This is a genomic window from Bacillus sp. SIMBA_026 (assembly GCF_046535335.1).
Classification (GTDB): Bacteria; Bacillota; Bacilli; order Bacillales; family Bacillaceae; genus Bacillus; species Bacillus velezensis.
In genome coordinates this window covers 278,974-301,589 of the sequence record NZ_JAWRWX010000001.1, presented here as the reverse complement: position 1 = coordinate 301,589, position 22,616 = coordinate 278,974, and the positions used below count along the sequence as shown (strand labels likewise).

The window sequence follows — 22,616 nt, the reverse complement described above, 5'->3', positions numbered from 1 at the left end:
GTTGATTCTTAGTCATTTGAAATATCTTTTTTAAGAGGCCTTTTACTCATTCACATTGCTTTTCATTAACCATTCTACTTCCGTTAATTCTTGTTTTTGAACGTCTTTTGTGTGTTTTTTCGTGAAATGGACTTTAACAGCTTCTTCGTTTTCCCAAATCTCCCAAAGCATGATTTTGCGTTCTGATGGTTCGAGCGGATGAGCATGGAACTGAATACAGCCGTCTTCTTTGTTCGTTTCTTCCTCAAGTTTTTTGAATTCCTTCATTATTTCATTAAGGTCTTTATCACTGATGATTTTTAAGCATGCCGTTATGTAATGCATCGAAATTCCCCCTCTTCCCATCATTTTACGGCTCTTCATTACCACATTTATCGAAAAAAATACCGATGTTCTCAACATATAAAAAACCGGCCATAAAAAATGAACGGCAATGTTTATTTAAGAGCATTAAGAGCGGCTTTTGCAGCCTCAGCGATAAGAGCATTATTATAATCGGCATCTTCCGTAAACCGGTTTGACAGGATTGCCAAAACAATTGGGGCTCTGTCAGGCGGCCAAACGATCGCAATGTCGTTTCGTGTGCCGTAGCTTCCGGCTCCGGATTTATCACCGACTTCCCATCCTGCAGGAGCGCCTGCCCGAATCAGTTCGTCGCCGGTAACGTTGCCCCGCATCCAATCCGTTAAGATCGTGCGCTTGTCAGTCGTGAGAGTGTTACCCAAAGCGAAAGTCTTAAGGTCAGTTGCCAGTGCTTTTGCGGTGCTTGTGTCACGACGATCCCCGGGAATCGCCGAGTTTAGATCCGTCTCGAATCGATCAGCTTTCGTTACATGATCCCCGATCTGTTTCAATGACTTTTCGAAACCTTTAGGGCCGCCAAGCTGCTGCAGCAATAGGTTCCCGGCGGTATTATCGCTGTAACGGACAGCGGCTTCTGAGATTTCTTTCAGGCTCATGCCTGTATCCAGGTGTTTTTCTGTGATTGGAGAATATGTAACTAAATCGTCTTTGCTGTAGCGGATGATGGCATTAAGTTTTTCATTTGAGCTTTTCTTCAGAACAGCAGCTGCGGCCAGAACTTTATAGGTTGATGCGTAAGCAAACCGTTCATTCGGCCGATAGGCGATTGTCTTGTTTGAACCTGTATCAATCGCATAAACCCCAAGCCTGGCATCAAATTTTTTCTCAAGCTGAACAAATTTCTGATTCGTTATACAGCTTGTCATTTTTGTGTTTTCTATAGACTTCGCTTCAGCATGCGCTGAGCCGAATAAAGGATTGAAACCGGTAAAGCTCAAACATAAAAGTCCAATGCATATTCCAACTTGTATTCCCGCTTTATTTTTCACATTCAGGCCTCCTCATTATAATGATTTTGTATACATCTTCTAATTAACATTACAAACAGGATGAAAGTCAATATATTTCCTTTGAATGATTAAATCTTGTATTCTGTTCCTCCCCTTATTTGCGCTTAAATGCGCCGCCCTTGCCGCGTCTGAATGTTTGCATGTCCGCTTCGTGATCATCATCTATTTGTTATCCCTCCGTGCAAATAAAAACGGACACAGTCAGAGCACAGTGATGCTGTGCAATGATCAGTGTCCGCAGGCTTTCCGTCTTGGACCTATATACGTTTCTCTTGCAGACTATAAAAATCATAAGGTAAGTTAACAAACGCATTACCTTAATCCCGCCAGTCAAAAAATTATATCATTTTATATATTTCAATAAGATTATTATCTGGATCTCTGAAATGAGCAATTCGTGCACGCCATTCCTGACGATCATGTGGTTCATTGACGCATTTAATCCCTTGCTTGTGCAGATAGTCATACGTTTTATCAACATCTTCTACCTTAAACTGAAGCAAAAATCTTGATTGCGCATCTCCGTCTAAAGATTTTCTTTCTTCTCCAACTATTTCAGCCATATTTTCTCGAGATAAAAGTTCTATTTTCGTTTCTCCATTATCGAAAAGTGCATATTCCATTTCCTTCTCTAACCAACTTATTGGAAGTCCTAATGAATCTTTGTAAAACTCGACGCTTTTCTTAAAATCATTAACCAATAGTCTAATTTGCAGCAACTTCATATTGAACGCCTCCTATCATTTTACTGGCCATTCATTTAATCATACAATAGGGACCTGACAGCATTATGTCAAGTTTCCATAAAATTTTTCCATACTGCACCAAAATTTCTGATGAAAGCCTTCGGAGATTCATGAAACTGCGTTTGATCAATTCACATTCTTAGTTTGAATTCTCCTCCTCTCCACCGTGGAGGCTCCGGCCATGTAAGTCGCGCATGCGTAAACATCCGGCCGCCGCTCCTGTAAGTAATACAGCTGATAGAATGATTGACTGAATAATTTTTTCACCGTCATTGCTTCCCCTGCTTTTTATATTCTGCGATTTCCTTAGGGGTAGCCTTTCGGACTCCGTCTGTGTCTGTCCTGTTTGCCACTTGAACGCCTTCCATGTTTTTTATCTCGCTGACTACTCCCAAATGCTCTAAATACACATGATCACCAATCTTGAAACGATTCAGTTTAGCCCGCTCCTCAGTCATGCTCCTGTATTCAGTCGCGGCTTTCATTTTTAATTCAGCCAGACACATTTGACAAAGGGTTACTGTTACAGAATTGCCGTTAAAATCAGTAAACGAAACCGCTCTGACAGATTCCTTTTCCGGGTGCATCGTGCATGTTTTCTTCATAGGCGATGGCCGTGTAAATTCAATCATTCCGCTTCCTCCTCCATAAAAGTCTTTTCGTCCCTCTGACATAACTCCGGATGAACGGGAAGTTCCATACACAATACATGGAGACTGCGTTTGTCATTTTTTCCGTATTGGATACACGGGACTGCTTCGCCTGTTCATCAAAACTGTTGGCGTAATCCACACTTTCAATGAAATTGATCTCCTTCGCCGTCTGACGGATTTTCATACATCCTTCATAGCTGTAAGCCTATATTCCTTTATATTCCCAATGCTTGCCGTACTTCCCTGTTAAGATGAAGTTTCTAAAGCTGTTGACCAGTTGCCCAGGTTGGTTCCATGCGGAAAGCCGTTTGGGCCGTCGTATCCTAATTCATTCGAGTGAATTTCAGCCATCTAATATGTGTTTATGCTTTTTAAAGGAGGTGCATCACATGATGTTCTAACAACCGATTCAACCTAAACAAAGTGATTTAGACGCGGTGAATCTAAAAACGATTGATCTTTCTGAATATGAATTGCATGTCAACGCATATTCCAAATTAATAAGATAAATAAAAACAGACCCCCTCACAGAATGGTGAGGGGGTCTTGAGTATGTGGCGATATTTCTTTATTGAACTCCAAACGAAGAGATGCAAAAATGGATTGAAGAGGTGATGGTTTTGCCGCCATGTTAATGTACAAATATTTAATTAATACTGTATCAGTTTATTCAATATGTTAATTTTACTTTGATCTTTATTACTCTTCTTTGTTCTTCTATATCCATCTAATAAAGACATATTATAAACCTTGAGGTAATCATCAATAGTCAGCAAATGATATTTCGCTCCGTCATCTTCAAAAACCCCTAGGTTATGATAGTCTACATCTGCAAATGGTTTTAAATCCTCAATGTAAGCAATGCCTATTTTAGTATTAGTTTTCCTAAATTCATGCTCATGTAAATCAACCAATTTATATCCTTGCAGTTCCATAATTTTTTTAAGTTTTTCCCACTGTTCCTCTAAAAATATTAAAGGAATAAGGATGTCAATATCTTCTGGTGAAAAGTTTAACCCAGTTACCTTTTCAAGACCTAAAGAGCCATATAATAATGGAGTAATGTCTAACTCTTTATTAAGAGTTTTAGCTATATTTATAAATTCATTATACAATTTCATTTTATATCCTCAATTTTTGGCTATTTAGAATCAACTGCTCCTTGGAGTCCACTTTAAAAGGATTCTTTTATCTCAATGGATCTTCTGAAGCTATATGCCAATGCAGATGCTTTGAATCCTGATAATCTCCTAAGTTTGTAAGCACCCTGCAAGAACCACTTTCTTTTGTCACCTTCGCCGCAACCTTTAATCACACCCAGCAACTCGAGTAAAAGTTCATTGTCGTCTTCTTCCAAAGTGATTAAAGAAGAGATATGTTTTTTAGGAATAGCAACAATATGCACCGGCCAAAAAGGTCTTGTATGATGATACGCCAAAACATTCTCGGTTTCTAAAACTTTATTTACTTTTGTTTTTCCGCTTAATACTTCATCACAATAAAAGTCTTCAGTCATCATTAATCCCCCTTACTATTTAACTTTGATCATCACAATCAATATACAAATTAACCCAATTCTCCGCTTTATTTTTCACTTTTATTATTAAGATAAGAGAACCACAATAAACTTATGAACCCAGCGGCTCCTATAGTTGTAGATAAAATGTAAGTCCAATTAAGTAAATCCATAAGCGTTCTCCCCTAAGAAAAATTCAGATCCCTCTAATTAAATTCATATTTTATTTAGACAAGGGTTCCTAGGATAAGCCCTTGTCTTTAACTTGCGAGTTGTCATACTCGTAATATACGCCTTTTTTCTTTAAGCGTTCAATAACTAAATCTTTATATGGTATATCACCTAGGATAGCGAACTTTATATCAGTGTTGTGCTTTATCCCTAACGGCTTTTTAAGTTGTAATTCTCGTTTGATTTCTTCCTGTATCTCTTTGAAACGTTTTTCTTTTAGAATTTGCCTATACTGTTCGTAATCCTCCATCGTACAATTGTTCACATTACAAAAATGTTTAGCAAGATTAGCTAACTGATTATCAGTTAGAACCAATTGAGATCGTTTAAAGTGATGAAAAGAATGACAGTCTATGCATATCAGGTCTAGGTCTAATAGCTTTACAACCCCATTATCAAAATCATATTCTTCTATTTCATGTACATGAAGTCTTCGTAAATCATTGATGTGAGGCGTATAATTACAAATCGCACACCTGTGTTTCTTTGTTTCAAGAATGGCAGCCCTGATTTTTTTACGCCAAAGAGTATCAGTTAGATTTTTTCTAACTGTCTTGCCGTGAAACATACTTGGTTTTGCATCAATCTTCAATTTATAGTGAGCAAACTCGTCCATATAAAACCGCCTTTATTATTGTTTTTACTTAACATTAAAATTTAATAATTCACTTGTTATTCACACTTTGATTTTATTAGTAACTGTAAGAAGATCTGTTGAGGCCATAAGCACTTTGGAACTCATTTTTTTAATATCCTCATCATTAATTATCTCCTTGCTTTTGACGAAATTTTCATAAATCAATTCGTATGCTTTATTTGCTTCTCTTAGGCACTTATCCTCTTCAGCTTTAAGTTTAATTCCTTCTAAAGCAAGATGCGGTGGTAATTGTTCATCTATTAGTAAATTAATGATATTAAAATACAAATAACTTTGACGATCTTTTTTATTTTCATCATTCAACATTAAGTCTAAATTTCTTTTTAAAGTTCGCAAGTACATATATTTCTCATATAATGTTCTCTTCTTCTCTTTTTTTGCATCTCTTTTTCTAAAATAAGCTGTGACTATAAATCCTGTCACGATACCTGTTGCTACTCCAGTAATAAGCCCTGTTGATATATCAGAGCCTGTTCCAATCCATGCCTGTAGTACAAGATTCACTAACTTATCCCCCTGTATTTTCATTTCCTTTTCTTAAAAGTCATTAATTCGGAGTGACTGAATTTTTTAATAGTGTTAAGCTGCAAATTAAGATTACTAGCGTCTCCCGATACTCTAACTGCATCAAAAAATAAAAGATTTTTTCGAAATCATGCTGCCACAGACAATTCTTAGCTTGCGGGTACCTGTGTGCTACCCAATTGGTTCATTATTCAAATTCAATATTAAGTTTGATCCCAGTTTTCTTTTCGATTGCTAATTCCGCGAATACCCAACCAACAAGCGTAGGGTATAGTTGTTGAATTACCGATTTACTCCATATATTGTGAAGAACTAAAAATTCAGGTATTGATTTGCTTATAAATGCTAACATCTCACTTTCTGATAGTCCTTGCGGAAATATCTCCGGATAAGCGATTTTAGTACACTCAGAGACAGATGTGCGATATCCCATGTCTAATTTAGCAACTCTACAAAAGTCTAAATGAACACAGTCATTGGGAGCCGGTGCCTCCGAGGGTATAAATGGATTGATAATTTCATAGAACATGTTTCTATAATCATCAAGAGATCTTAAACTATTAAACTTCATTTGAGCGATTGTATAATTCAATGTTAATATTTCAATTTGTTTATTTGTTAAACGAGGTACTATTTCGATTGCTTCATTCATGATTAATTTCTTGAAGTCACTTTCACCGCTCTTTAATCTTTCTATAAAAAGATTAGACAAAACCTCCCCCAAGTCTTGGTCACCGCTCCTTGCAAAACTTTTTTGAGAAGTATAAAGAATATACTGTATATCAGGATCGCTAAATTTCCCAATCAACTTTTCTTTCTCAGCTTCCTGATCTATTTTACTAAGCATATTAGATACAAGAAAATCAGCACGTTCCTTAGCAGTTGTTTCTGCAATGAATGTTAATTTGTACATGTTTTTTTCAAAAACATCATTTGCAATTTCTTTGGCATCTGCTATGGTTATCCCGCTATGAATATGTACAGTTTCACCTTGAACATTCGTGGAATGATTCCCGCCTTGCTGCCGAATATTTTTGTTAAGCATCTGTATCCTCTCCTTGCTTTGGCGTTATATTACCAACCTTAACGCTCTCCCCCTGTATATTCACGGAATTGTCGCCAGATTCTTGGATGAATCTTTTTCCTTCACTTTTATTTTTTTTCTTAAAAAGATTAAACGCAAAAGCAATAATAGTTAAACCCGCACCGCTAAACACCCATTCTTTGTTTTGAGATAGCCAATTAAACAATACCAAATCAAATTCATTTCCTTTCAGATGTTTTTAAACTTCTCCTCCATTCAACATACTCAAATCGCTGCTGATAAAGGTCTTTCAGGATTGAAGCCCATTCAACCCAACCTTCAGCAACGATGCTTTTCTTCTCCCCATCCTCAATCCATTCAATCCAGTACACCTGAACACTCCTCACCTAGTAATAACTTCAATTTGCCTTATGTCAGAAGTGGCTTTAAACTTTGTCTATAGCTCGTTTGAGATCACTAAAGCTTCTGACATTGTAGTAAACTTAGAAGCGTCATGAAGCCCCTTAGATGCTACATAACCACTACCGTCTAATTTAAACGACTTGAAGTAATCATCATTTTCAAATTGAATTACAAAAAAGTTATCGATAACCGATATAACTAACTCCTCTTCAGCAGACCAGCAATTTTTATGGCCAGTGGCAGCAATCCAATTAATATGTAAAACACCATGATATTTATTTTATTCTTAAAGAACAGTTCAATCATATTCTGCTCCATACCTAGTAAAAATAAATCAATCAGTTCCTGCTTAAACTCTTCATCATAGACCTGTTCAACAAAAATAAACTTAATACCGGTCTCTCCAAGCCAGAAGCTAATCCACTCATTGTTTCCCTCCCTATATCGAACGAAAGTTGGTATTCTTGAATATGTTGAATAATAGGTGATCTTGTGGAAAAGAAATACGAAACAAATGGGTATGATACTTCAATCGTCCATGATTACAAAGAGTATCCTGATGTAAAGTATGGCCGCTGCGACAATTGCGATTACACTTTGTTCAAAAGCTCTGTAAAAAGTGGTGTATTCTTGCGTGATTGCCGGCGTTTCGGTATGAAAAAGAGCATTTAGTTTAATGCTTTTTTTATGTTTGCTTAAATCCTTCCATTAGGGAATAACTGTTGTACATAGTTTTTAATTATCCAGTTACATCAAAAGAGGGATCGTATACAAAATATCAATAATAGACGTAAGATTAAAATAAATTCAATATTATCAATATATTGACATTTTTCTCAAATTATTTATACTATCTATTAGACACCCTTTCAAATATCAATTAAACACATAGAAGAAAGGAGAAAAACCTAATATTAACCATTAAAATACATCAAAGGGAGGAATAAATATGACTTCTTATACGCATAATCAAAATATCAAAAAAGCCAAATTTTCTCGAGAGTTAAAGGCAAGGCTAAGGGAACTGTACAAAAGAAATAATTGGTACAACTTTTTTTCTCTTGGGTATGATTGGTCTTTAATTATAGCAAGTATTTTCATAACAAAGCTATTCCCTTCTTGGTGGATGTATATTTTAAGTATCTTAATTATTGGCAGTAGAATGAGAGCTTTTGATAATTTAATGCATGAAGCTAGTCATGCTTTATTGTTCAAAAATCGTTTTTTAAATAAATGGGTGGCATGCTTTTTTGCAGCTTTTCCAGTTTTCACTTCTTATACTGCCTATTGTAATTCCCATTATCAACATCATCGGCATTTATGGGATATCAATAAAGATCCGGATACTAAAAGATATGCTTTAATTGGGCTCGACAAACCTCAAAGTAGTATTAAAAAATTTATCTTAAAACATATTTTAAAACCACTTACACTAACTCACGTTCCTAAATATATTTATGGAACAATTAAAGTCAATATCTTTTCAAAAGAAGAGCCTTATTCTGAAAGAATTATAAAGATTGCTTTTTGGTTATCAATTGTTATATGTAGTATTGTTTTTGGCTTTTGGAAGGAATTAATTCTTTTTTGGTTTGTCCCACTACTTACTACGTTTCAAATAATAAGATATTGGGCAGAGATGGCTGAACATTCAGGATTAAAAAATGAAAACGAACTATATGCAAGCAGAAATACATTTGGCAATCCTGTGCAAATATTCTTTTTACACCCACATCATGATAATTACCATTTAGTACATCATTTGTTTCCAGCAATTCCTCACTATAACTTAAAAAAAGCACATGTAATATTAATGGAAGATCCAGAATATAAAGAAGCACACCATTGCACAGGTTTTTTCAAATCTTTTTTACCAGGGTTTTATAGCGTAATTGAAGATATATGTGGTCACTATTTAATAAACAGAAAATAAATAAATAAGAGAATAGGAGCGTAAGTATTTTGCTAGCAGCGTTACTAAATGGAATTGTATTAGCTTTAGGTTTAATCCTTCCCCTTGGTGCTCAAAATGTTTTTGTTTTTAATCAAGGGGTATCCCAACTAAAATTCAGAAACGCATTGCCCGTAATCATTACAGCATCTCTTTGCGATACATTCCTAATATTATTTGCAGTTTTAGGTGTATCTTTAATTGTTTTGACCATACCAATTTTAAAAACAATAATATTCAGTGTAGGATTGATTTTTTTAATTTACATGGGCTGGTCTATTTGGAAAAGTGATTCAGCAAACTTAAGCAAAAAAGAATCAGCAATGCCAATGAAAAAACAAATCATGTTTGCTCTTTCAGTGTCCTTATTAAATCCTCACGCAATTATTGATACAGTTGGTGTTATTGGAACAAACTCATTGAGTTATTCGGGGCCAGAAAAAATAGTATTCACTGCAGCCTGTATAATTGTTTCTTGGATTTGGTTTTTTAGTCTTGCAATAGCAGGTCGTATAATAGGCAATATTGATTCTGATGGGAAATTTTTAAGAATTATAAATAAGGTATCTGCAGTAATCATATGGGCAGTAGCAGTTTACATAACAATTCAATTAGTTCAATCATTTTAAATAACAAAACTATATTTCTCTTTAAAGACTTTATCCCCTTCTTTTGAAGGGGAAGTTTTATTAAAATCGTAGTTTTATTGTCTATTTGTCTGTTTTAATCACTATTTGACACTCAATTTTATAATCTATTTCACCTGTTTCAATCTTTGTATCATCACGGTTAACTTTATACTTCCCTCCATACAAACTTGCTGATATCGGGTGCCTTATACCACTCTTTAACTGATCGTAAATGTATTTCTTGCCTTCTTGAAAATTCTTTCGAGGAACATGTCCTACTTTGCAATCATTTACATAGACAGCTATAGCTTCCGGATCGTACTTGTTGTTCTCTTCTAACCGCAATTCACAATTTGAGAAAAGGGAATTATGATAAATAAATATCGGCTCATCAAAAGTTGATTCTAGAATCTCTTTATTTGTCATACCATCATATTTTTCATCGAAGAAAAAGCTATCTTCATCCTCAGTCTTGATGGCTTTCTTAATATCTTTTTGATAGTGTGATGTTCCTGCAACCTTGAAGTCTATATACTCGAAAAATGCAGACTTTTCTTCATATTTCCTTGAGAAGCCTGTCTCTTGAATCAAGATTGGGAAATTTTCTTTTTTCCATACCATCTCTGTTTCGTTATTAACGCCAACAGTGTTAATATTATTATTTTTATTCTCATTTTGTTCATTTTTAACTTTATTCTTGAAAAAGTTGAGTATACCCAAATGTACCCCTCCATTTGAAATAAACTTTAAATTATCATCATATAAAAAAGGTCAAGGATATACCTTGACTATGTATTAAGCTTACCAATCAAATGAATCTTCATGTTCAAATCCATAAATACCTTTAATCCACACATCTCCGCAGCCTGGATTCTTTGTAATCTCTAACATATGATTACGATTAGCATCTCCCTCTACTCGATCTGTAGCAGTATAGTCAGCATAGTTCCCTACAAACTGCTTCTCACTACGTGGAAATACCCAGCCAGCAAGAGTTATCCTACTGATTTTCATATTTAGAGTACACCCTTCAGCATTGCTAATTGTTAATTTGTAGAAGAGCCAAGTGCGATCATAATTCCGATCAAAATAATCTGCCATTGAAAAACTCTCTGAATCCTTACTCATGTGAAAATTCACATTTTTATAGTCTAATGTAAGCTTCGCCTCAGCACTTGGTGTGTTAATACTCAATATAAAACCAATGCAAATTACAGCCAAAAAGATTAGCTTTTTCATTCCCTCTCCTTCTTTTCCAAATTATACTATATTGGAAATAAAAGAGAAAGAGCCTAGTAATGCTTCTTGATTTATCTGTATTCTTCATGATATAGCTAGATCTTGGGATATCGTCAAAGGAATAGGCGTCGGCCTTTATGATGTCGGGAAAGACACCATAACAGGCGTCAAAGATCTGGCTGTCGGCGCATGGGATTTTTACCATCTCTCTGATGAACAAAAAGTCGCTAAAACCATATCGGCTGTATTGAACACGCCCTCCTACGCAAAAATCATATGGACAAACCTGGCGGATTCATGGAATGATAAAATGGTTAACGGAGATGCGTATTCAAGATCACATTACATCACCTACGCCATCGGGAGCATTGTCGGGCTCAAAGGTTCCGGCTCAGCTGTAAAAGTATCAAGCAAGCTCGCCAAAACAGGTGCCGCAAAAGTGGATAACGTCTTGGAAGCCGGTAAAACAGCAGCTGCAAAACATGTAAAAACCGGGATTGAAAAAGGAAAAGACTATATCAATTCCGTTTCGAAAAATAAGTACGAACCCGCGGTTGCCGGAATAGCACAGGATATTGAAAATACTCACAATGTGAAGAATACGCCTTTGTTGAAAAGTATTATTGAAGATCAGAAAGAGAGTGTTCTTAGAAAATCTGAAACCTCTAACAGCACGGGCATAGGTAATGTCAAACAAGGTGATAGTACCCCTCTCGCACCGGGCGGGGGTTTAGCTGCTCACGAAGCAAAAGGCGGACACCTTATAGAAAGACATGTTGGGAAAACAGATAAAGAATTAATAGAAAGGCTGAAAACTGATCCCAACCCACATATTACAGCTTCATCTACTTTTAAAGATAGACCGCTGAAAGAATTGCTAATTCAGTTTTAAACGATCCAAAAAATATAAAGAAAATCGAAAATTGGATTGATAATCCTAAAAAACCTAAATTAATGTTAAGATACAAGGGCGATGGAGAAATAATCGGCAGAAGTGTATCAAGAAATTCAGAACTAGTAGAAAACGTTACAAACGCAAAAATTATACTCAAAAAAGATAATAACGGTAACTTTATTCTTACAGGATATCCAACCAAATAGAAAGAGAGGAAGTATCATGGATGAAAGGTATGATTTCTTAGATGAATTAGAAAATTTTTTAGGTGCAACATTTCATCAAGATATCCAATCCCCTGAACACGCCTTAGACGAATTTATTGAGGAAATTAGTAAAGAAGGTTTGCTATTTACAGTAAAGTATTGCGAAGAGTTTCTAAATAGCGATCTAACTAAAGAAGAAAAGGAAGACATTATAAAGTGTAATGCAGAAATATATTTCCCGACAATTGGCTTACCGCCTATAGAATGGTTAAAAAGTGTAATAGAACAACTAAAAGAAGCTATTTAAAAGAAACACTGAAGGCCCCCCTTTTATGAGAGGGCCTTTTTATATTGATACCGATTTTTTGGCCTTTTTTATCGGGATAGAAATGCAATACCGACAGTGCGGTTTGGATCTACTTGACGCATCACCAGCTGAACTTTTCAACAATTTTGACCCAAAAAAGAGATACGGACCATAAATTTCGAGCCAAAAAATCAAGTTCGCCAACAACTTGCGAATTTGATAAACCGGCTATATTAAGAGAAAGTAAAAAACCCTTGCTACGCAAGGGTTTCGGCTATGATTCCGACTGGGCTCGAACCAGCGACCTCTACCCTGTCAAGGTAGCGCTCTCCCAGCTGAGCTACGGAATCATGATATGTATGTGTTGCTGGGTATGTTGTTGTCTCTCTGACATTTATAATTATATATCCTGGTTTCTCATTCGTCAACACTTTTTTTATCTAAAATAAAAAAAGGGCGCGTCATAAAATTGACGGCGCCCTTTTCGTTTATGATCTCACTTGGGCGGGAGTTATTTTTTTCAATGCCTGTTCGAAGTCCCGTTCTAAATCTTCGGCGTTTTCGACTCCTACGCTCAGGCGCAGAAGGCCGTCTGTGATGCCGCGTTTCTCCCTCTCTGCTTTCGGCATGGCGGCATGCGACATGGCTGCAGGGTATGAGAGAATGGACTCGACGGCGCCGAGGCTGACGGCAAATACCGGAAGCGATACGTTTTCGACCAGCTTTTTGACGGCTTCTTTGCTTTCCAATTCAAAAGACAGGACGGCGCCCGCTCCGCTCGCTTGACGTTTATGGGTATCAGCTCCCGGGTGTCCGGCAAGGCCGGGATAGTAAACGTTTTTGATGGCAGGATGCCCGTTAAAATAGGCAGCCAGCCGCTCAGCCGTCCGGCTCGCTTTTTCCAGTCTGACCTGCAATGTTTTTAAGCCTCTCAATACGAGCCAGCAGTCCTGAACGCCGAGCACCGCTCCAAATGAATTTTGCAGCTTATACAACTGATTGCCGAGCTCTTCATCCTTTACGGCGGCAAGGCCTGACAGCACATCGCTGTGGCCGCTTAAAAATTTCGTCGCGCTGTGGAGCACGATATCTACGCCGAGATCAAGCGGACGCTGCAGAGCAGGCGTCATGAAAGTATTGTCAAGGTATGTCAGACAGCCGTGATCCTTTGCCAGTTTGACGACGCCCTTAATATCCGTGATGCCGAGCGTCGGGTTTGACGGTGTTTCCATATAGATGGCTTTCGTATTCGGCCGGATGGCGCGGGCGACAGCTTCTGTGTCCGTCATATCGACAAAGGTATGTTCGATCCCGAAACGGGACAGAACCTCAGTCACCATGCGGAATGTTCCGCCGTACACATCCTCCGTGACGAGAACATGGTCGCCTTGGGATAAGAGCAGAAACGCCGTCGAAATCGCCGCCATTCCGGAGCTGAAAGCAAATCCTCTCGTTCCGCCTTCAAGACCTGCGATCGTTTCTTCAAGCGCTGTTCTTGTCGGTGTGCCTGAGCGGCTGTAGTCATATGTCCCGAATTCTTCAAATGAAGACTGATGGAATGTGGAAGCATGCTGGATCGGGACGCTGACGGCTCCGGTGGCTCCGTCTGTTTTAAATGGATTGTGCACGAGCTGGGTTTCCAGCGTCCAATTGTGATTACTCATATGACACGGCCCCCTCTTTTACTTGCTGTAATGCCTGCTTTACATCCCGCTTCAAATCTTCTGCATGTTCAATGCCCACTGAAAATCTCAGCAGACGGTTGCAGACACCGTTTGCGATACGGATGTCTTCCGGAATGTCCATGTGCGTCTGTGTCGCGGGGTATGTAATAAAGCTTTCCACCCCGCCGAGACTTTCTGCGAAACAGATCGTTTTCAGCGCCTTTAAAAACGGATTGACCCATTCCTCTTTTTGCAGCCGGAAAGACAGCATCCCCCCTTTTCCGGGATATAACACGTCGGCGATTTCTTCTTCCTGTTCTAAAAATTCTGCAAGTTCACGGGCGTTTTCTTCATGACGGCGCATTCTGAGTCCGAGTGTTTTCATCCCTCTCATTAAAAGCCACGAATCAAACGGCGGGAGAACCGCGCCGATCGCATTTTGGTGATTAAACATGATCTCGCCGAGCTCTTCATCCTTAACGACAGCCAGACCGGCAAGGAGATCATTGTGCCCCGCTAAATATTTTGTGGCGCTGTGAATGACGATGTCCGCTCCCAGTTCAAGCGGGCGCTGTAGCACCGGGGTATAAAACGTATTATCCACAATTAAAAGCAGGCCGGCTTCTTTCGTAATCCGGGCGATTTTTTCAATGTCCGCCTCCTGCATTAACGGGTTTGTCGGTGTTTCAACAAATACCGCTTTCGTATTTTCCGTTATTTTGGAGCGTAAACAGTCTTCATCGCTGAAATCATCGTAAATAAAGCTTAAGCCGTATTTTCTCCATTCGTTTTCAAACAAACGGTACGTGCCTCCGTATAAATCGGAGGATACAATCAATTCATCCCCGCTTTTAAACAACGCCATAATGGTTTGAATGGCTGCCATTCCCGAGCTGAAGGCAAATCCTCTCGCACCGTTTTCCAACACGGCGATGGCGTCTTCGACGAGCTGGCGTGTCGGGTTTTTCGTGCGCACGTAATCAAAACCTGTAGATTCTCCTATTCCTCTATGGCGGTAAGCGGTGGACAGATAAATCGGCGGACTGACCGTTCCCGTTGCTTCTTCGCTTCTATTTCCGATTTGGGCTAATTTTGTATCAACATGCTGCGTCATCAGTAAGCACCATCCTTTTTCAAAAATAAAAAAGCCCCCTCTTCATAAGAAGAAGGAGCTTTTCTCTTCCTCTTATCTTCCAAGCATGTGAATCGCTTGCTGGATTTAGCACCTTGGCACTTTGCCTTCCCGCGGCAAAGCAAACCGGTTGCTGAGGTTTCAAAGGGCCAGTCCCTCCACCTCTCGTGATAAGAATATTGTTTTGTATTTTCTGATTGTTCTATATTAACGCACTATAAAATGAATTTCAATAACTTTTTATTTATCTGAACTCTCGCAAGAAGTGCATCTGAAGAAAGAAATTTCTAATAATTCATGGTACAATAGGAAAAAACCATCAAGACAAGAAGCGGCCTGGAGGAATGCGATGTGGCATCAAAAAACGGAATCATTCACGAGAAAAAACTTTTCTCCCATGAGCTTGAAGAGGAAATGACCGTTTTGGTCTACCTGCCCGCCACCTTCTCCCCCCTGTATAAATATCATACGGTCATCGCTCAGGACGGCCATGATTATTTCAGATTAGGGAGAATCGGGCGGCAGGCGGAAGAGCTTATGTCAAAAGGGGAAATTGACCGCTGCATCATTATCGGCGTCCCTTATAAAAATGTGCAGGAGCGAAGAAACACATACCATCCAGAAGGCTCTAAATTCGCCTCATATAAGCGATTTATCGCAAATGAGCTCGTTCCTTTTATCGACAAAGAATACCCGACTTATCAAGTCGGATACGGCCGCACCATGATCGGGGATTCCCTCGGCGGAACCGTTTCGCTCATGACGGCGATTGACTATCCGAACATGTTTGGAAACGTCATCATGCAGTCTCCGTATGTTGACGGGCACGTGCTGGATGCCGTCCGGCAGTCGGAGGATCTCAAACAGATTTCCGTTTATCATCAAATCGGAGAAAAAGAAACCGGCGTTCACACGACAGACGGCCAGGTTCTTGATTTCACCGTGCCGAACGAAGAGCTCAAACAGCTGCTGGAAAGCAAACAGTCTGAATACACGTATGAAACCTTCGACGGGGATCATAAATGGACCTACTGGCAGCCGCTCATCACGCCGGCGCTGAAAAAAATGCTGTAACCATTCATTTAAGGAGGGAACTTTCATGAAATACGGTGTTGTTTTATTTCCATCAAAAAAATTACAGGATCTCGCAAATTCGTACCGGAAACGCTACGACCCGAGCTACGCGCTCATTCCTCCGCACCTGACGCTAAGATATCCGTTTGAAGCGACAGAACAGGAAATCGAGCAGGTCGTGTCACAGCTGAGACAGACGGCGAAAGAGTCGCATCCGCTCGTTCTGAAAATCACAAAATACAGCTCGTTTTCTCCTGTGAATAATGTGATATATATGAAAGCGGAGCCGACGGAGGAATTAAAATCTCTGAGTGAGAAATGCTACTCAGGAGCATTATCCGGCGAGCCGGAATACAGCTTCGTTCCGCATGTCACGGTCGGCCAGAAGCTGTCGTCAGATGAACATTCCGACGTACTCGGACAGCTGAAAATGCAGGACATTTCCCACGAAGAAGTCATCGACCGTTTTCACTTGCTCTATCAGCTGGATAACGGCTCATGGACTGTGTACGAAACATTTTTATTAGGCGGAGGAGAATAACTGTTTGGAATCCATCATCGCAAAAACTGAAAAACAGCTGAACGACGCTTTTTTCGTCAGAAAAGAGGTCTTTGTTAAAGAACAGCACGTTCCGGAAGAAGAAGAGATTGATCAATTCGAGGACACGTCAGAGCATATAGTCATATATGACGGCGGCCAGCCGGTCGGAGCCGGCAGATGGCGCTTGAAAGACGGGCATGGAAAATTAGAGCGCATCTGCGTGATGAAAAGCCATCGTTCTTCAGGCGTCGGAGCCATCATTATGCAGGCGCTTGAAAAAGCGGCGGCAGCCAAGGGCGCCGACAGCTTTATCTTACATGCACAGACGCAGGCGGTTCCGTTTTACGAAAAACAAGGATACCGCGTCACATCCGGCGAAGAATTTCTCGATGCGGGCATCCCCCATCTGGAAATGATAAAGGAACACAAACGATAAAATCAAAAGCACTCCTGTTTATAGCAGGAGTGCTTTTTTTATGAAAATAATACTATTTCATGAATTTTATTGCATTTTATGGAAGGTTAATGTATGTTTAGTATACGAAGTATTACAATTCATACAAAAAATACAATTCATATTGCGGAGGGATAAACATGACGGCACCAAAAGGAAAACACATATTCGGGACTGTTAAAGTGGGTACAAAAGGACAGATTGTCATTCCTAAAGAAGCAAGAGATGTTTTCGATATAAATCCGGGGGATTCACTGCTTATGCTTGGGGATGACCAGCAAGGTATCGCACTTGTTAAACAAGAACTCTTTTTCGAATTTGCAAAAGATATTTTAAACGCTAAGCAAATCGATGAAGATAGCGAGGATGAGTAAATGCACGCGATTGAGCTGAAGCAATTAACGAAACATTATAAAGAAACCGCCGCCGTTGACCGTCTTGAGTTCTCAGTTGAGAAAGGGGAATTTTTCGCTTTACTCGGTGAGAACGGAGCCGGAAAAACGACATTAATCAGTATGCTTTGCGGACTCCTTTCTCCGGATGACGGTGATGCATCAGTGCTTGGACACAGTATTTTGACTGATTTGGATAAAATAAAACCGAAATTGAATATGTCCCCGCAGGAAACAGCTATCGCGCCTCATCTAACCGTACGGGAAAACTTAGAGTTTATAGCCGGAGTCTACGGAATTCCAAAAAAAGAAGCAAAAAAAAGAACAGATGAGATGCTCGAATTGTTTCAATTAAAAGAGAAAGAAAGAGCAAAAACAAAAACATTATCAGGAGGAATGCAGCGCCGCCTCAGCATCGCAATGGGAATGATTACAAAACCGGATATTTATTTCTTAGATGAGCCGACATTAGGGCTGGACGTCCGTTCACGCCGCGAGTTGTGGAAAAATCTTGAGGCATTAAAGGGTGACATGACGATTATTTTAACGACACACTATTTAGAAGAGGCTGAAGCCCTGGCAGATCGTATTTGCATTTTAGAAAATGGGACTTTAAAAGCACTGGGCACGGCGGAGGCCTTGAAAAAGCAAACTCATTCAGCCACATTTGAAGATGCCTTTTTAGCGATTTGTGACGGGGAGGCGGGTCTTTATGCTTGATTTCGCCATTCGCAACCGCAAAGAAATTTTTCGTGACCCCCTGTCTATTATCCTTGGAATCGCACTGCCTGTTATTCTATTGTTTCTGTTTACGGCGATTGAAAAAAATGCGCCGCTTGATACCTTTAAAATTCAGCACTTAGCACCCGGACTCATTGTTTTCGGTTTCGCTTTCCTTACGATGTTCTCTGCATTGCTGATCGCAAAAGACAAACAGACCGCCCTTTTGACCCGTTTGTTTGCTTCCCCTTTAAAAACAGCCGATTATGTCATCGGTTATGCACTGCCGATGCTGCCGTTAGCCATTTTACAAATCGTCATTTGTTTTATCGCAGCAGCGGCTGCCGGTTTATCCGCCGAGTGGATGAATCTTCTCGCAGGTATCGCTGTCTTGCTGCCGATTGCGATGATGTCCGTTTTCTTCGGTTTATGTTTAGGGGCTGTGTTTACGGACAAACAAATTTCAGGTATCGGAACGATTTATATTACACTCGTGCAATTTCTGGGCGGGGCTTGGATGGAGGTGAGCCTGCTCGGTGACACATTCAAACATATCGCTTATGCCTTACCGTTTATTCACTCGATCGAGCTGGCTCAGGAAGTCATATCCGGAGATTATTCTTCCTTTCATCAGCATATTTGGCCGATAGCGGGATATACCGTTTTGGCGCTTGCACTTGCTTTCCTCAGTTTTATGAAAATCAGGAAGAGATAAAAAAAGCCGGCACTCCGTAATGGGAGCGCCGGTCTTCTTTATTACGTTTCTTTCAGAAGGTTTATCGTATGCGGCAGCAGACGGTCATCCCCCGGGCTGCCATGGCCCGGAACGACAATGCTGATGTCCTGATATCTTTTCATGACTTTGCGGACGGCGCGCGGCCACTGATCCGGATAAAAACCCGGAGTAGGCACGATTTCCTTTGTTTCTAAAGCCTTGATTAAGCATCCGCCGAATAAGAGCTTATCCTCAGGCAGCCAGACGGTAATATTGTCTTCCGTATGCCCTTTTCCCGGATAATACGTTTCAATTTTCATATCGCCAAACTGCTGCTTTGTCACGTTTTTCAAATCTCCGAGCGGCCGGTCAAATCCCTGCTGTCGGGCGAAGTCGGCGGTCAGCTTCGTGCTGTGCACCTTTACACCGTATTTGTACAGGGTGTTCAGACCGCCGATACGATCGTCATGGGCGTGTGTCACAATGGCATCGGTCATCCTTTTGCCGGGAAACCGCTGTTTTATTTGTGTCATTAATTGCTCTGTGAGACTGTCATTCCACGGAGTATCAATCAGTACGATTCCTTTTGAAGTCTCAAGAAGCAATCCGTTCGCAGGGACGGGACTTCCGTCTGCCGTACCGGTGCTTGTATGCATCCAGACATGCGGCGCCAGCTGTGTGAGAGTGACATCTTTTGCTGCGGAGCCCTCCGCCGCGTGTGCCGGTTTCATTCCGGCAGTAAAGAGGCCGAATAGAAATAACCCCGCAATCAATAATGAAAGCTTTCTCAAATTGAATCATTCCTTTCCGCATCTTTCATATATACGACCCAAAAAAAACCCGGATATATCCGGGCTTTTTCACACGTATTGATTTATCAGCCGGCCTTTTCCCATGATTTGCGGCAGACGGGAAAGAGAGCGCTTACGTTTTTCCTCATGTACTTTCTTTTCTGCGGCTGCGGTATTTTCCTGGCGGCGCTCCACCTCTCTGTACAACCTGTCATTGGCGAGGGCGGCCGCTTTCGTAATGCCGGCGTAATCAGGCTTATAACCCGCTGCCCGGTTTGCGTATTGAGAATACTGCTGGTTTTGAATCCGTCCTGCATAAATCATATGTACCCCTCCCCTTCGCTTTTCATTTCCCTTAATCTTACTTTTTGAAACGCTGTTCTTTTGTTATGATATTCTTTGTCTATCAAATGGATGAACACCTTTTAATGGGAGGACCCCTTTTTGAAATGCGCCCGACTGAATAACCGAACGATACATTTACATACATATTCCAGAGAACATTACCAATTCCTTTTTGAAGAAGCTCAAAAAGGAAATATTTTTTGCGCACATTGTGACCAGCCCGTCTTGATGCGGCTTTCGATTTTAGAGCAGCCGGCATTTTATCACCGGCAAAAGGGAGACTTCACCGCCTGTGAAAAAGCATGCGCGGCCGAGGAACCGCAAGCGGAGAAAGAAAAAGAAGAGTATAAGGAAGCCGGCATGTTCCGCCTGCCGAAAGGAAAAGCGATTTCAGAGAATCCGAAACCGATCGTCTCAGAATGGAAAAGCCCGAAAAAAGTGCCTGCGGCCGAACCGTTTTCACCAACATCCGAGGCGGCTGATACATCTTTGTTCCCCGGCATCGGCCTGAACCGTGAACAGATGAAGGCAGTTACTGAAACGGACGGGCCTTTATTAGTGCTTGCCGGAGCGGGAAGCGGAAAAACAAGGGTGCTGACAGCACGCGCCGCCCATATGATTGAACACCTCGGCATTTCACCCGAGAATATGCTGCTTGTGACCTTTACGACAAAAGCCGTCGCCGAAATGAAAGAGCGGATGGCGAATGAGTACGGTCTGGCAGCCGGAAAAGTCTCCCGTCTCGTGACCGGAACGTTCCACAGCTTTTTCTATAAAATACTCTATCATTATGATTCTTCAAAATGGAATGGCAGCCAGCTTTTAAAAATGGAGTGGCAAAAAGAGCAATATGTGAAAAAGGCGCTCTATGAAGAAAATTTGGATGAAAAAGAGTTTCCCGTCGACCAGGCGCTTCAGCTTATCGGCTGCTGGAAAAACACGTATCTCTCCCATGAGACCATTCCGCTTGCGGACGACTGGGAGAAAAAAGTGTACAGGCTCTACGAACATTACGAACGGCAGAAGCGGGAAAAACACCAATTTGATTTTGATGACATGGCCCAAGGCTGTTATGAACTGTTTCAAAGCCGGCCTGATATTCTCGCGCAGTACCAAAACAGATTTTCTCATATCTTGATTGATGAGTTTCAAGATATCAACCCTGTTCAGTACAACATTATGCAAATGATCGCAAGTCCTGAGAATAACCTGTGCTGCGTGGGTGATGACGACCAATCCATTTATGCGTTCCGCGGCAGCAGCCCGTCTTTCATTCTTGATTTTCAAAAGGATTATCCGGCAGCAAAGACCATTTACTTAACGGCAAATTACCGATCGCCGCATCCGATCGTCTCAAGCGCTCATGCCGTCGTAAAGAAAAATAAAAAACGGTATGAAAAAACACTATCTGCCGTCAAAGACGGCGTTCACAACCCCGTGATGTTTTATCCTTACGATGAAGAAGAAGAAGCGACCATGATCGTTTCGGATATGAAAGAGAAAATTCAAAACGGGGCGAGTCCTGACGATTTTGCCGTGCTTTACCGGACAAACAGCGCCGGACGGGCCATTTATGAAAGACTGCATCAATCATCGATTCCTTATCATGCCGACCGGGGCGTGCAGACGTTCTACAGCCGCAGAATCGTACGCCAGATCCTCGCCTACTTATATGCGAGTCAGAATGAAGATGATCCGGATGCGGTGAAAGACCTGCTGCCCGCCTTATTTTTAAAGCAATCCGCCCTGCAAACGTTAAAGGCGCTGTCAATCACGGAAGATTGCACGATGATTAAGGCCCTGACGAAACTGCCTGACCTGAAGCCTTTTCAAATAGGGAAGATCAAGCAGATCGTTCCGTTTTTCGCAAGCATCCGGACAATGAAGCCGGTTGAAGCCATCACCTTTGCAGAAAGCAAAATGGGTTTTTCCGAGTATTTAAAAAAACGGGGCAATGAGGGGAACAAACTGGAAAAAGGCTCTGATGATCTCAGGGATGTCAAAGTGGCCGCCAAAAAATTCAAAACCATTCCCGATTTTCTTGCGCATGTCGATCATATGCGCGCCGCTGAGAATCTGAAAACCGATGAAAACGGCGTCGAACTGCTGACCATTCATCGCTCTAAAGGTCTTGAATTCAATACGGTCTATATTTTAGGCGCGGCTGACGGCTCGATCCCCCATGACTTCGCGCTTGAGACGGCGAGACAGGGCGATCCCGCTCCGCTCGAAGAAGAAAGACGGCTTCTGTATGTCGCAATGACAAGGGCCATGCAGCATTTATATGTATCTTGTCCCGCATACAGGCGGGGAAAAACAGCGCGCAGCTCAAGATTTCTCGAGCCCCTTCTTCGGACGGACAGACGGAGCGCACTCAGGATATAAAGAACCCGGCAGATCACTGCCGGGTTC

At 40.8% G+C, this 22,616-nt stretch carries 28 protein-coding genes, 1 tRNA gene, 2 pseudogenes and 1 riboswitch; of the genes and pseudogenes, 12 read left to right on the top strand and 19 right to left on the bottom strand.

Annotated elements, in window-relative coordinates; genetic code table 11:
* Positions 1 to 42: 42 nt before the first annotated feature.
* The 12 genes and pseudogenes from SB847_RS01700 to SB847_RS01645 all read right to left on the bottom strand — a co-directional run bounded on the left by SB847_RS01700 (position 43) and on the right by SB847_RS01645 (position 7,118).
* Positions 43 to 363 (bottom strand): putative quinol monooxygenase, encoded by a 321-nt coding sequence (locus SB847_RS01700; RefSeq protein ID WP_410562775.1) that lies wholly within the window; start codon positions 361 to 363, stop codon positions 43 to 45.
* 74 nt (positions 364 to 437) lie between these two features.
* Positions 438 to 1,358 (bottom strand): class A beta-lactamase, encoded by a 921-nt coding sequence (gene bla, locus SB847_RS01695; RefSeq protein WP_410563171.1) that lies wholly within the window; start codon positions 1,356 to 1,358, stop codon positions 438 to 440.
* Positions 1,359 to 1,711: 353 nt separating this feature from the next.
* Positions 1,712 to 2,098 (bottom strand): VOC family protein, encoded by a 387-nt coding sequence (locus SB847_RS01690; protein ID WP_410562777.1) that lies wholly within the window; start codon positions 2,096 to 2,098, stop codon positions 1,712 to 1,714.
* A 290-nt stretch (positions 2,099 to 2,388) separates the two neighbouring features.
* Positions 2,389 to 2,751 carry a hypothetical protein gene (locus SB847_RS01685; protein WP_038457666.1) on the bottom strand — a complete coding sequence of 121 codons (363 nt, stop codon included), beginning with the start codon at positions 2,749 to 2,751 and terminating at the stop codon, positions 2,389 to 2,391.
* Entirely contained in the window at positions 2,744 to 2,956 is a 213-nt protein-coding gene (locus SB847_RS01680; RefSeq protein ID WP_083061808.1) for a hypothetical protein, read from the bottom strand. The genes SB847_RS01685 and SB847_RS01680 overlap by 8 nt, the downstream gene beginning before the upstream one ends.
* 466 nt (positions 2,957 to 3,422) lie before the next feature.
* Complete coding sequence (locus SB847_RS01675; RefSeq protein ID WP_017417559.1) at positions 3,423 to 3,893, bottom strand: nucleotidyltransferase family protein; 471 nt, start codon at positions 3,891 to 3,893, stop codon at positions 3,423 to 3,425.
* A gap of 67 nt (positions 3,894 to 3,960) precedes the next feature.
* Positions 3,961 to 4,291 (bottom strand): annotated as a pseudogene (locus SB847_RS01670) (HIT domain-containing protein).
* 238 nt (positions 4,292 to 4,529) lie between these two features.
* On the bottom strand, positions 4,530 to 5,135 hold the full coding sequence (locus SB847_RS01665) for a hypothetical protein (protein WP_044802833.1): 606 nt from the start codon (positions 5,133 to 5,135) through the stop codon (positions 4,530 to 4,532).
* Positions 5,136 to 5,195: 60 nt separating this feature from the next.
* On the bottom strand, positions 5,196 to 5,681 hold the full coding sequence (locus tag SB847_RS01660) for a hypothetical protein (RefSeq protein ID WP_044802832.1): 486 nt from the start codon (positions 5,679 to 5,681) through the stop codon (positions 5,196 to 5,198).
* A gap of 208 nt (positions 5,682 to 5,889) precedes the next feature.
* The gene (locus tag SB847_RS01655; protein WP_410562785.1) at positions 5,890 to 6,747 is read right to left on the bottom strand and encodes an LPO_1073/Vpar_1526 family protein; all 858 of its coding nucleotides are present in this window, start codon (positions 6,745 to 6,747) and stop codon (positions 5,890 to 5,892) included.
* A complete protein-coding gene (locus tag SB847_RS01650; RefSeq protein ID WP_083061807.1) occupies positions 6,740 to 6,958 on the bottom strand; it encodes a hypothetical protein in 219 nt (72 codons plus the stop codon). The genes SB847_RS01655 and SB847_RS01650 overlap by 8 nt, the downstream gene beginning before the upstream one ends.
* A gap of 7 nt (positions 6,959 to 6,965) precedes the next feature.
* Positions 6,966 to 7,118, bottom strand: coding sequence for a hypothetical protein (locus SB847_RS01645; protein WP_139790830.1), 153 nt, complete (start codon positions 7,116 to 7,118; stop codon positions 6,966 to 6,968).
* 523 nt (positions 7,119 to 7,641) lie between these two features.
* On the opposite strand from SB847_RS01645, the gene SB847_RS01640 reads away from it, so the two are divergent.
* The 3 genes from SB847_RS01640 (at position 7,642) to SB847_RS01630 (ending at position 9,729) form a co-directional block, all read left to right on the top strand.
* Positions 7,642 to 7,821, top strand: a complete 180-nt coding sequence (locus SB847_RS01640; protein ID WP_083061805.1) for a DUF8096 family protein — start codon at positions 7,642 to 7,644, stop codon at positions 7,819 to 7,821.
* 277 nt (positions 7,822 to 8,098) lie between these two features.
* Positions 8,099 to 9,082, top strand: coding sequence for a fatty acid desaturase family protein (locus SB847_RS01635; protein ID WP_044802829.1), 984 nt, complete (start codon positions 8,099 to 8,101; stop codon positions 9,080 to 9,082).
* Positions 9,083 to 9,111: 29 nt separating this feature from the next.
* The gene (locus SB847_RS01630) at positions 9,112 to 9,729 is read left to right on the top strand and encodes a LysE/ArgO family amino acid transporter (RefSeq protein WP_044802828.1); all 618 of its coding nucleotides are present in this window, start codon (positions 9,112 to 9,114) and stop codon (positions 9,727 to 9,729) included.
* Positions 9,730 to 9,810: 81 nt separating this feature from the next.
* Here SB847_RS01630 and SB847_RS01625 read toward each other — a convergent pair whose 3' ends face one another.
* Positions 9,811 to 10,449, bottom strand: coding sequence for an HIRAN domain-containing protein (locus SB847_RS01625; protein ID WP_410562791.1), 639 nt, complete (start codon positions 10,447 to 10,449; stop codon positions 9,811 to 9,813).
* Positions 10,450 to 10,530: 81 nt separating this feature from the next.
* Positions 10,531 to 10,968, bottom strand: coding sequence for a hypothetical protein (locus tag SB847_RS01620; protein ID WP_044802827.1), 438 nt, complete (start codon positions 10,966 to 10,968; stop codon positions 10,531 to 10,533).
* 100 nt (positions 10,969 to 11,068) lie between these two features.
* On the opposite strand from SB847_RS01620, the pseudogene SB847_RS01615 reads away from it, so the two are divergent.
* Together SB847_RS01615 and SB847_RS01610 are read left to right on the top strand one after the other, a co-directional pair.
* Positions 11,069 to 12,069: pseudogene (locus SB847_RS01615) on the top strand (RNase A-like domain-containing protein); the annotation flags it as partial.
* 16 nt (positions 12,070 to 12,085) lie between these two features.
* Complete coding sequence (locus SB847_RS01610) at positions 12,086 to 12,376, top strand: contact-dependent growth inhibition system immunity protein (RefSeq protein ID WP_015417243.1); 291 nt, start codon at positions 12,086 to 12,088, stop codon at positions 12,374 to 12,376.
* Between the two features lie 277 nt (positions 12,377 to 12,653).
* Here SB847_RS01610 and SB847_RS01605 read toward each other — a convergent pair.
* The 3 genes from SB847_RS01605 to SB847_RS01595 all read right to left on the bottom strand — a co-directional run bounded on the left by SB847_RS01605 (position 12,654) and on the right by SB847_RS01595 (position 15,154).
* A tRNA-Val gene (locus SB847_RS01605) sits at positions 12,654 to 12,726 on the bottom strand.
* A 138-nt stretch (positions 12,727 to 12,864) separates the two neighbouring features.
* Positions 12,865 to 14,040, bottom strand: a complete 1,176-nt coding sequence (metC, locus tag SB847_RS01600; protein WP_129192895.1) for a cystathionine beta-lyase — start codon at positions 14,038 to 14,040, stop codon at positions 12,865 to 12,867.
* Entirely contained in the window at positions 14,033 to 15,154 is a 1,122-nt protein-coding gene (locus tag SB847_RS01595) for a methionine biosynthesis PLP-dependent protein (RefSeq protein ID WP_007610693.1), read from the bottom strand. The genes metC and SB847_RS01595 overlap by 8 nt, the downstream gene beginning before the upstream one ends.
* Before the next feature lie 69 nt (positions 15,155 to 15,223).
* A riboswitch (SAM riboswitch) is annotated at positions 15,224 to 15,349 on the bottom strand.
* A 174-nt stretch (positions 15,350 to 15,523) separates the two neighbouring features.
* Here SB847_RS01595 and SB847_RS01590 point away from each other — a divergent pair.
* From SB847_RS01590 to SB847_RS01565, 6 genes are all read left to right on the top strand, one after another.
* Entirely contained in the window at positions 15,524 to 16,246 is a 723-nt protein-coding gene (locus SB847_RS01590) for an esterase family protein (RefSeq protein WP_410562797.1), read from the top strand.
* A 25-nt stretch (positions 16,247 to 16,271) separates the two neighbouring features.
* Positions 16,272 to 16,787 carry a YjcG family protein gene (locus SB847_RS01585; RefSeq protein WP_410562800.1) on the top strand — a complete coding sequence of 172 codons (516 nt, stop codon included), beginning with the start codon at positions 16,272 to 16,274 and terminating at the stop codon, positions 16,785 to 16,787.
* Positions 16,788 to 16,791: 4 nt separating this feature from the next.
* Positions 16,792 to 17,223: a GNAT family N-acetyltransferase gene (locus tag SB847_RS01580; RefSeq protein ID WP_174738480.1), complete on the top strand. Its 432-nt coding sequence runs from the start codon at positions 16,792 to 16,794 to the stop codon at positions 17,221 to 17,223.
* Between the two features lie 158 nt (positions 17,224 to 17,381).
* Positions 17,382 to 17,615, top strand: coding sequence for an AbrB/MazE/SpoVT family DNA-binding domain-containing protein (locus SB847_RS01575; RefSeq protein WP_007409078.1), 234 nt, complete (start codon positions 17,382 to 17,384; stop codon positions 17,613 to 17,615).
* Positions 17,616 to 18,353, top strand: a complete 738-nt coding sequence (locus tag SB847_RS01570) for an ABC transporter ATP-binding protein (RefSeq protein WP_007409079.1) — start codon at positions 17,616 to 17,618, stop codon at positions 18,351 to 18,353. It begins immediately after the preceding gene.
* Complete coding sequence (locus SB847_RS01565) at positions 18,346 to 19,068, top strand: ABC transporter permease (protein ID WP_017417468.1); 723 nt, start codon at positions 18,346 to 18,348, stop codon at positions 19,066 to 19,068. The genes SB847_RS01570 and SB847_RS01565 overlap by 8 nt, the downstream gene beginning before the upstream one ends.
* A 41-nt stretch (positions 19,069 to 19,109) precedes the next feature.
* Here the strand turns inward: SB847_RS01565 and bla (SB847_RS01560) are convergent, their stop codons facing one another.
* A complete protein-coding gene (gene bla, locus SB847_RS01560) occupies positions 19,110 to 19,859 on the bottom strand; it encodes a subclass B1 metallo-beta-lactamase (protein WP_410562805.1) in 750 nt (249 codons plus the stop codon).
* Between the two features lie 69 nt (positions 19,860 to 19,928).
* The gene (locus SB847_RS01555) at positions 19,929 to 20,183 is read right to left on the bottom strand and encodes a hypothetical protein (RefSeq protein WP_032874485.1); all 255 of its coding nucleotides are present in this window, start codon (positions 20,181 to 20,183) and stop codon (positions 19,929 to 19,931) included.
* A gap of 120 nt (positions 20,184 to 20,303) precedes the next feature.
* On the opposite strand from SB847_RS01555, the gene SB847_RS01550 reads away from it, so the two are divergent.
* Positions 20,304 to 22,589, top strand: coding sequence for an ATP-dependent helicase (locus SB847_RS01550; protein WP_319465181.1), 2,286 nt, complete (start codon positions 20,304 to 20,306; stop codon positions 22,587 to 22,589).
* The last annotated feature ends 27 nt before the right edge of the window (positions 22,590 to 22,616 follow it).

Coding starts and splice junctions, on each gene's coding strand:
- SB847_RS01700 (WP_410562775.1), bottom strand. CDS start 363: ATGAAGAGCCGTAAAATGATGGGAAGAGGGGGAATTTCGATGCATTAC.
- SB847_RS01690 (WP_410562777.1), bottom strand. CDS start 2,098: ATGAAGTTGCTGCAAATTAGACTATTGGTTAATGATTTTAAGAAAAGC.
- SB847_RS01685 (WP_038457666.1), bottom strand. CDS start 2,751: ATGATTGAATTTACACGGCCATCGCCTATGAAGAAAACATGCACGATG.
- SB847_RS01680 (WP_083061808.1), bottom strand. CDS start 2,956: ATGAAAATCCGTCAGACGGCGAAGGAGATCAATTTCATTGAAAGTGTG.
- SB847_RS01675 (WP_017417559.1), bottom strand. CDS start 3,893: ATGAAATTGTATAATGAATTTATAAATATAGCTAAAACTCTTAATAAA.
- SB847_RS01665 (WP_044802833.1), bottom strand. CDS start 5,135: ATGGACGAGTTTGCTCACTATAAATTGAAGATTGATGCAAAACCAAGT.
- SB847_RS01655 (WP_410562785.1), bottom strand. CDS start 6,747: ATGCTTAACAAAAATATTCGGCAGCAAGGCGGGAATCATTCCACGAAT.
- SB847_RS01635 (WP_044802829.1), top strand. CDS start 8,099: ATGACTTCTTATACGCATAATCAAAATATCAAAAAAGCCAAATTTTCT.
- SB847_RS01620 (WP_044802827.1), bottom strand. CDS start 10,968: ATGAAAAAGCTAATCTTTTTGGCTGTAATTTGCATTGGTTTTATATTG.
- SB847_RS01610 (WP_015417243.1), top strand. CDS start 12,086: ATGGATGAAAGGTATGATTTCTTAGATGAATTAGAAAATTTTTTAGGT.
- metC (WP_129192895.1), bottom strand. CDS start 14,040: ATGAGTAATCACAATTGGACGCTGGAAACCCAGCTCGTGCACAATCCA.
- SB847_RS01595 (WP_007610693.1), bottom strand. CDS start 15,154: ATGACGCAGCATGTTGATACAAAATTAGCCCAAATCGGAAATAGAAGC.
- SB847_RS01585 (WP_410562800.1), top strand. CDS start 16,272: ATGAAATACGGTGTTGTTTTATTTCCATCAAAAAAATTACAGGATCTC.
- SB847_RS01575 (WP_007409078.1), top strand. CDS start 17,382: ATGACGGCACCAAAAGGAAAACACATATTCGGGACTGTTAAAGTGGGT.
- SB847_RS01570 (WP_007409079.1), top strand. CDS start 17,616: ATGCACGCGATTGAGCTGAAGCAATTAACGAAACATTATAAAGAAACC.
- SB847_RS01565 (WP_017417468.1), top strand. CDS start 18,346: ATGCTTGATTTCGCCATTCGCAACCGCAAAGAAATTTTTCGTGACCCC.
- SB847_RS01555 (WP_032874485.1), bottom strand. CDS start 20,183: ATGATTTATGCAGGACGGATTCAAAACCAGCAGTATTCTCAATACGCA.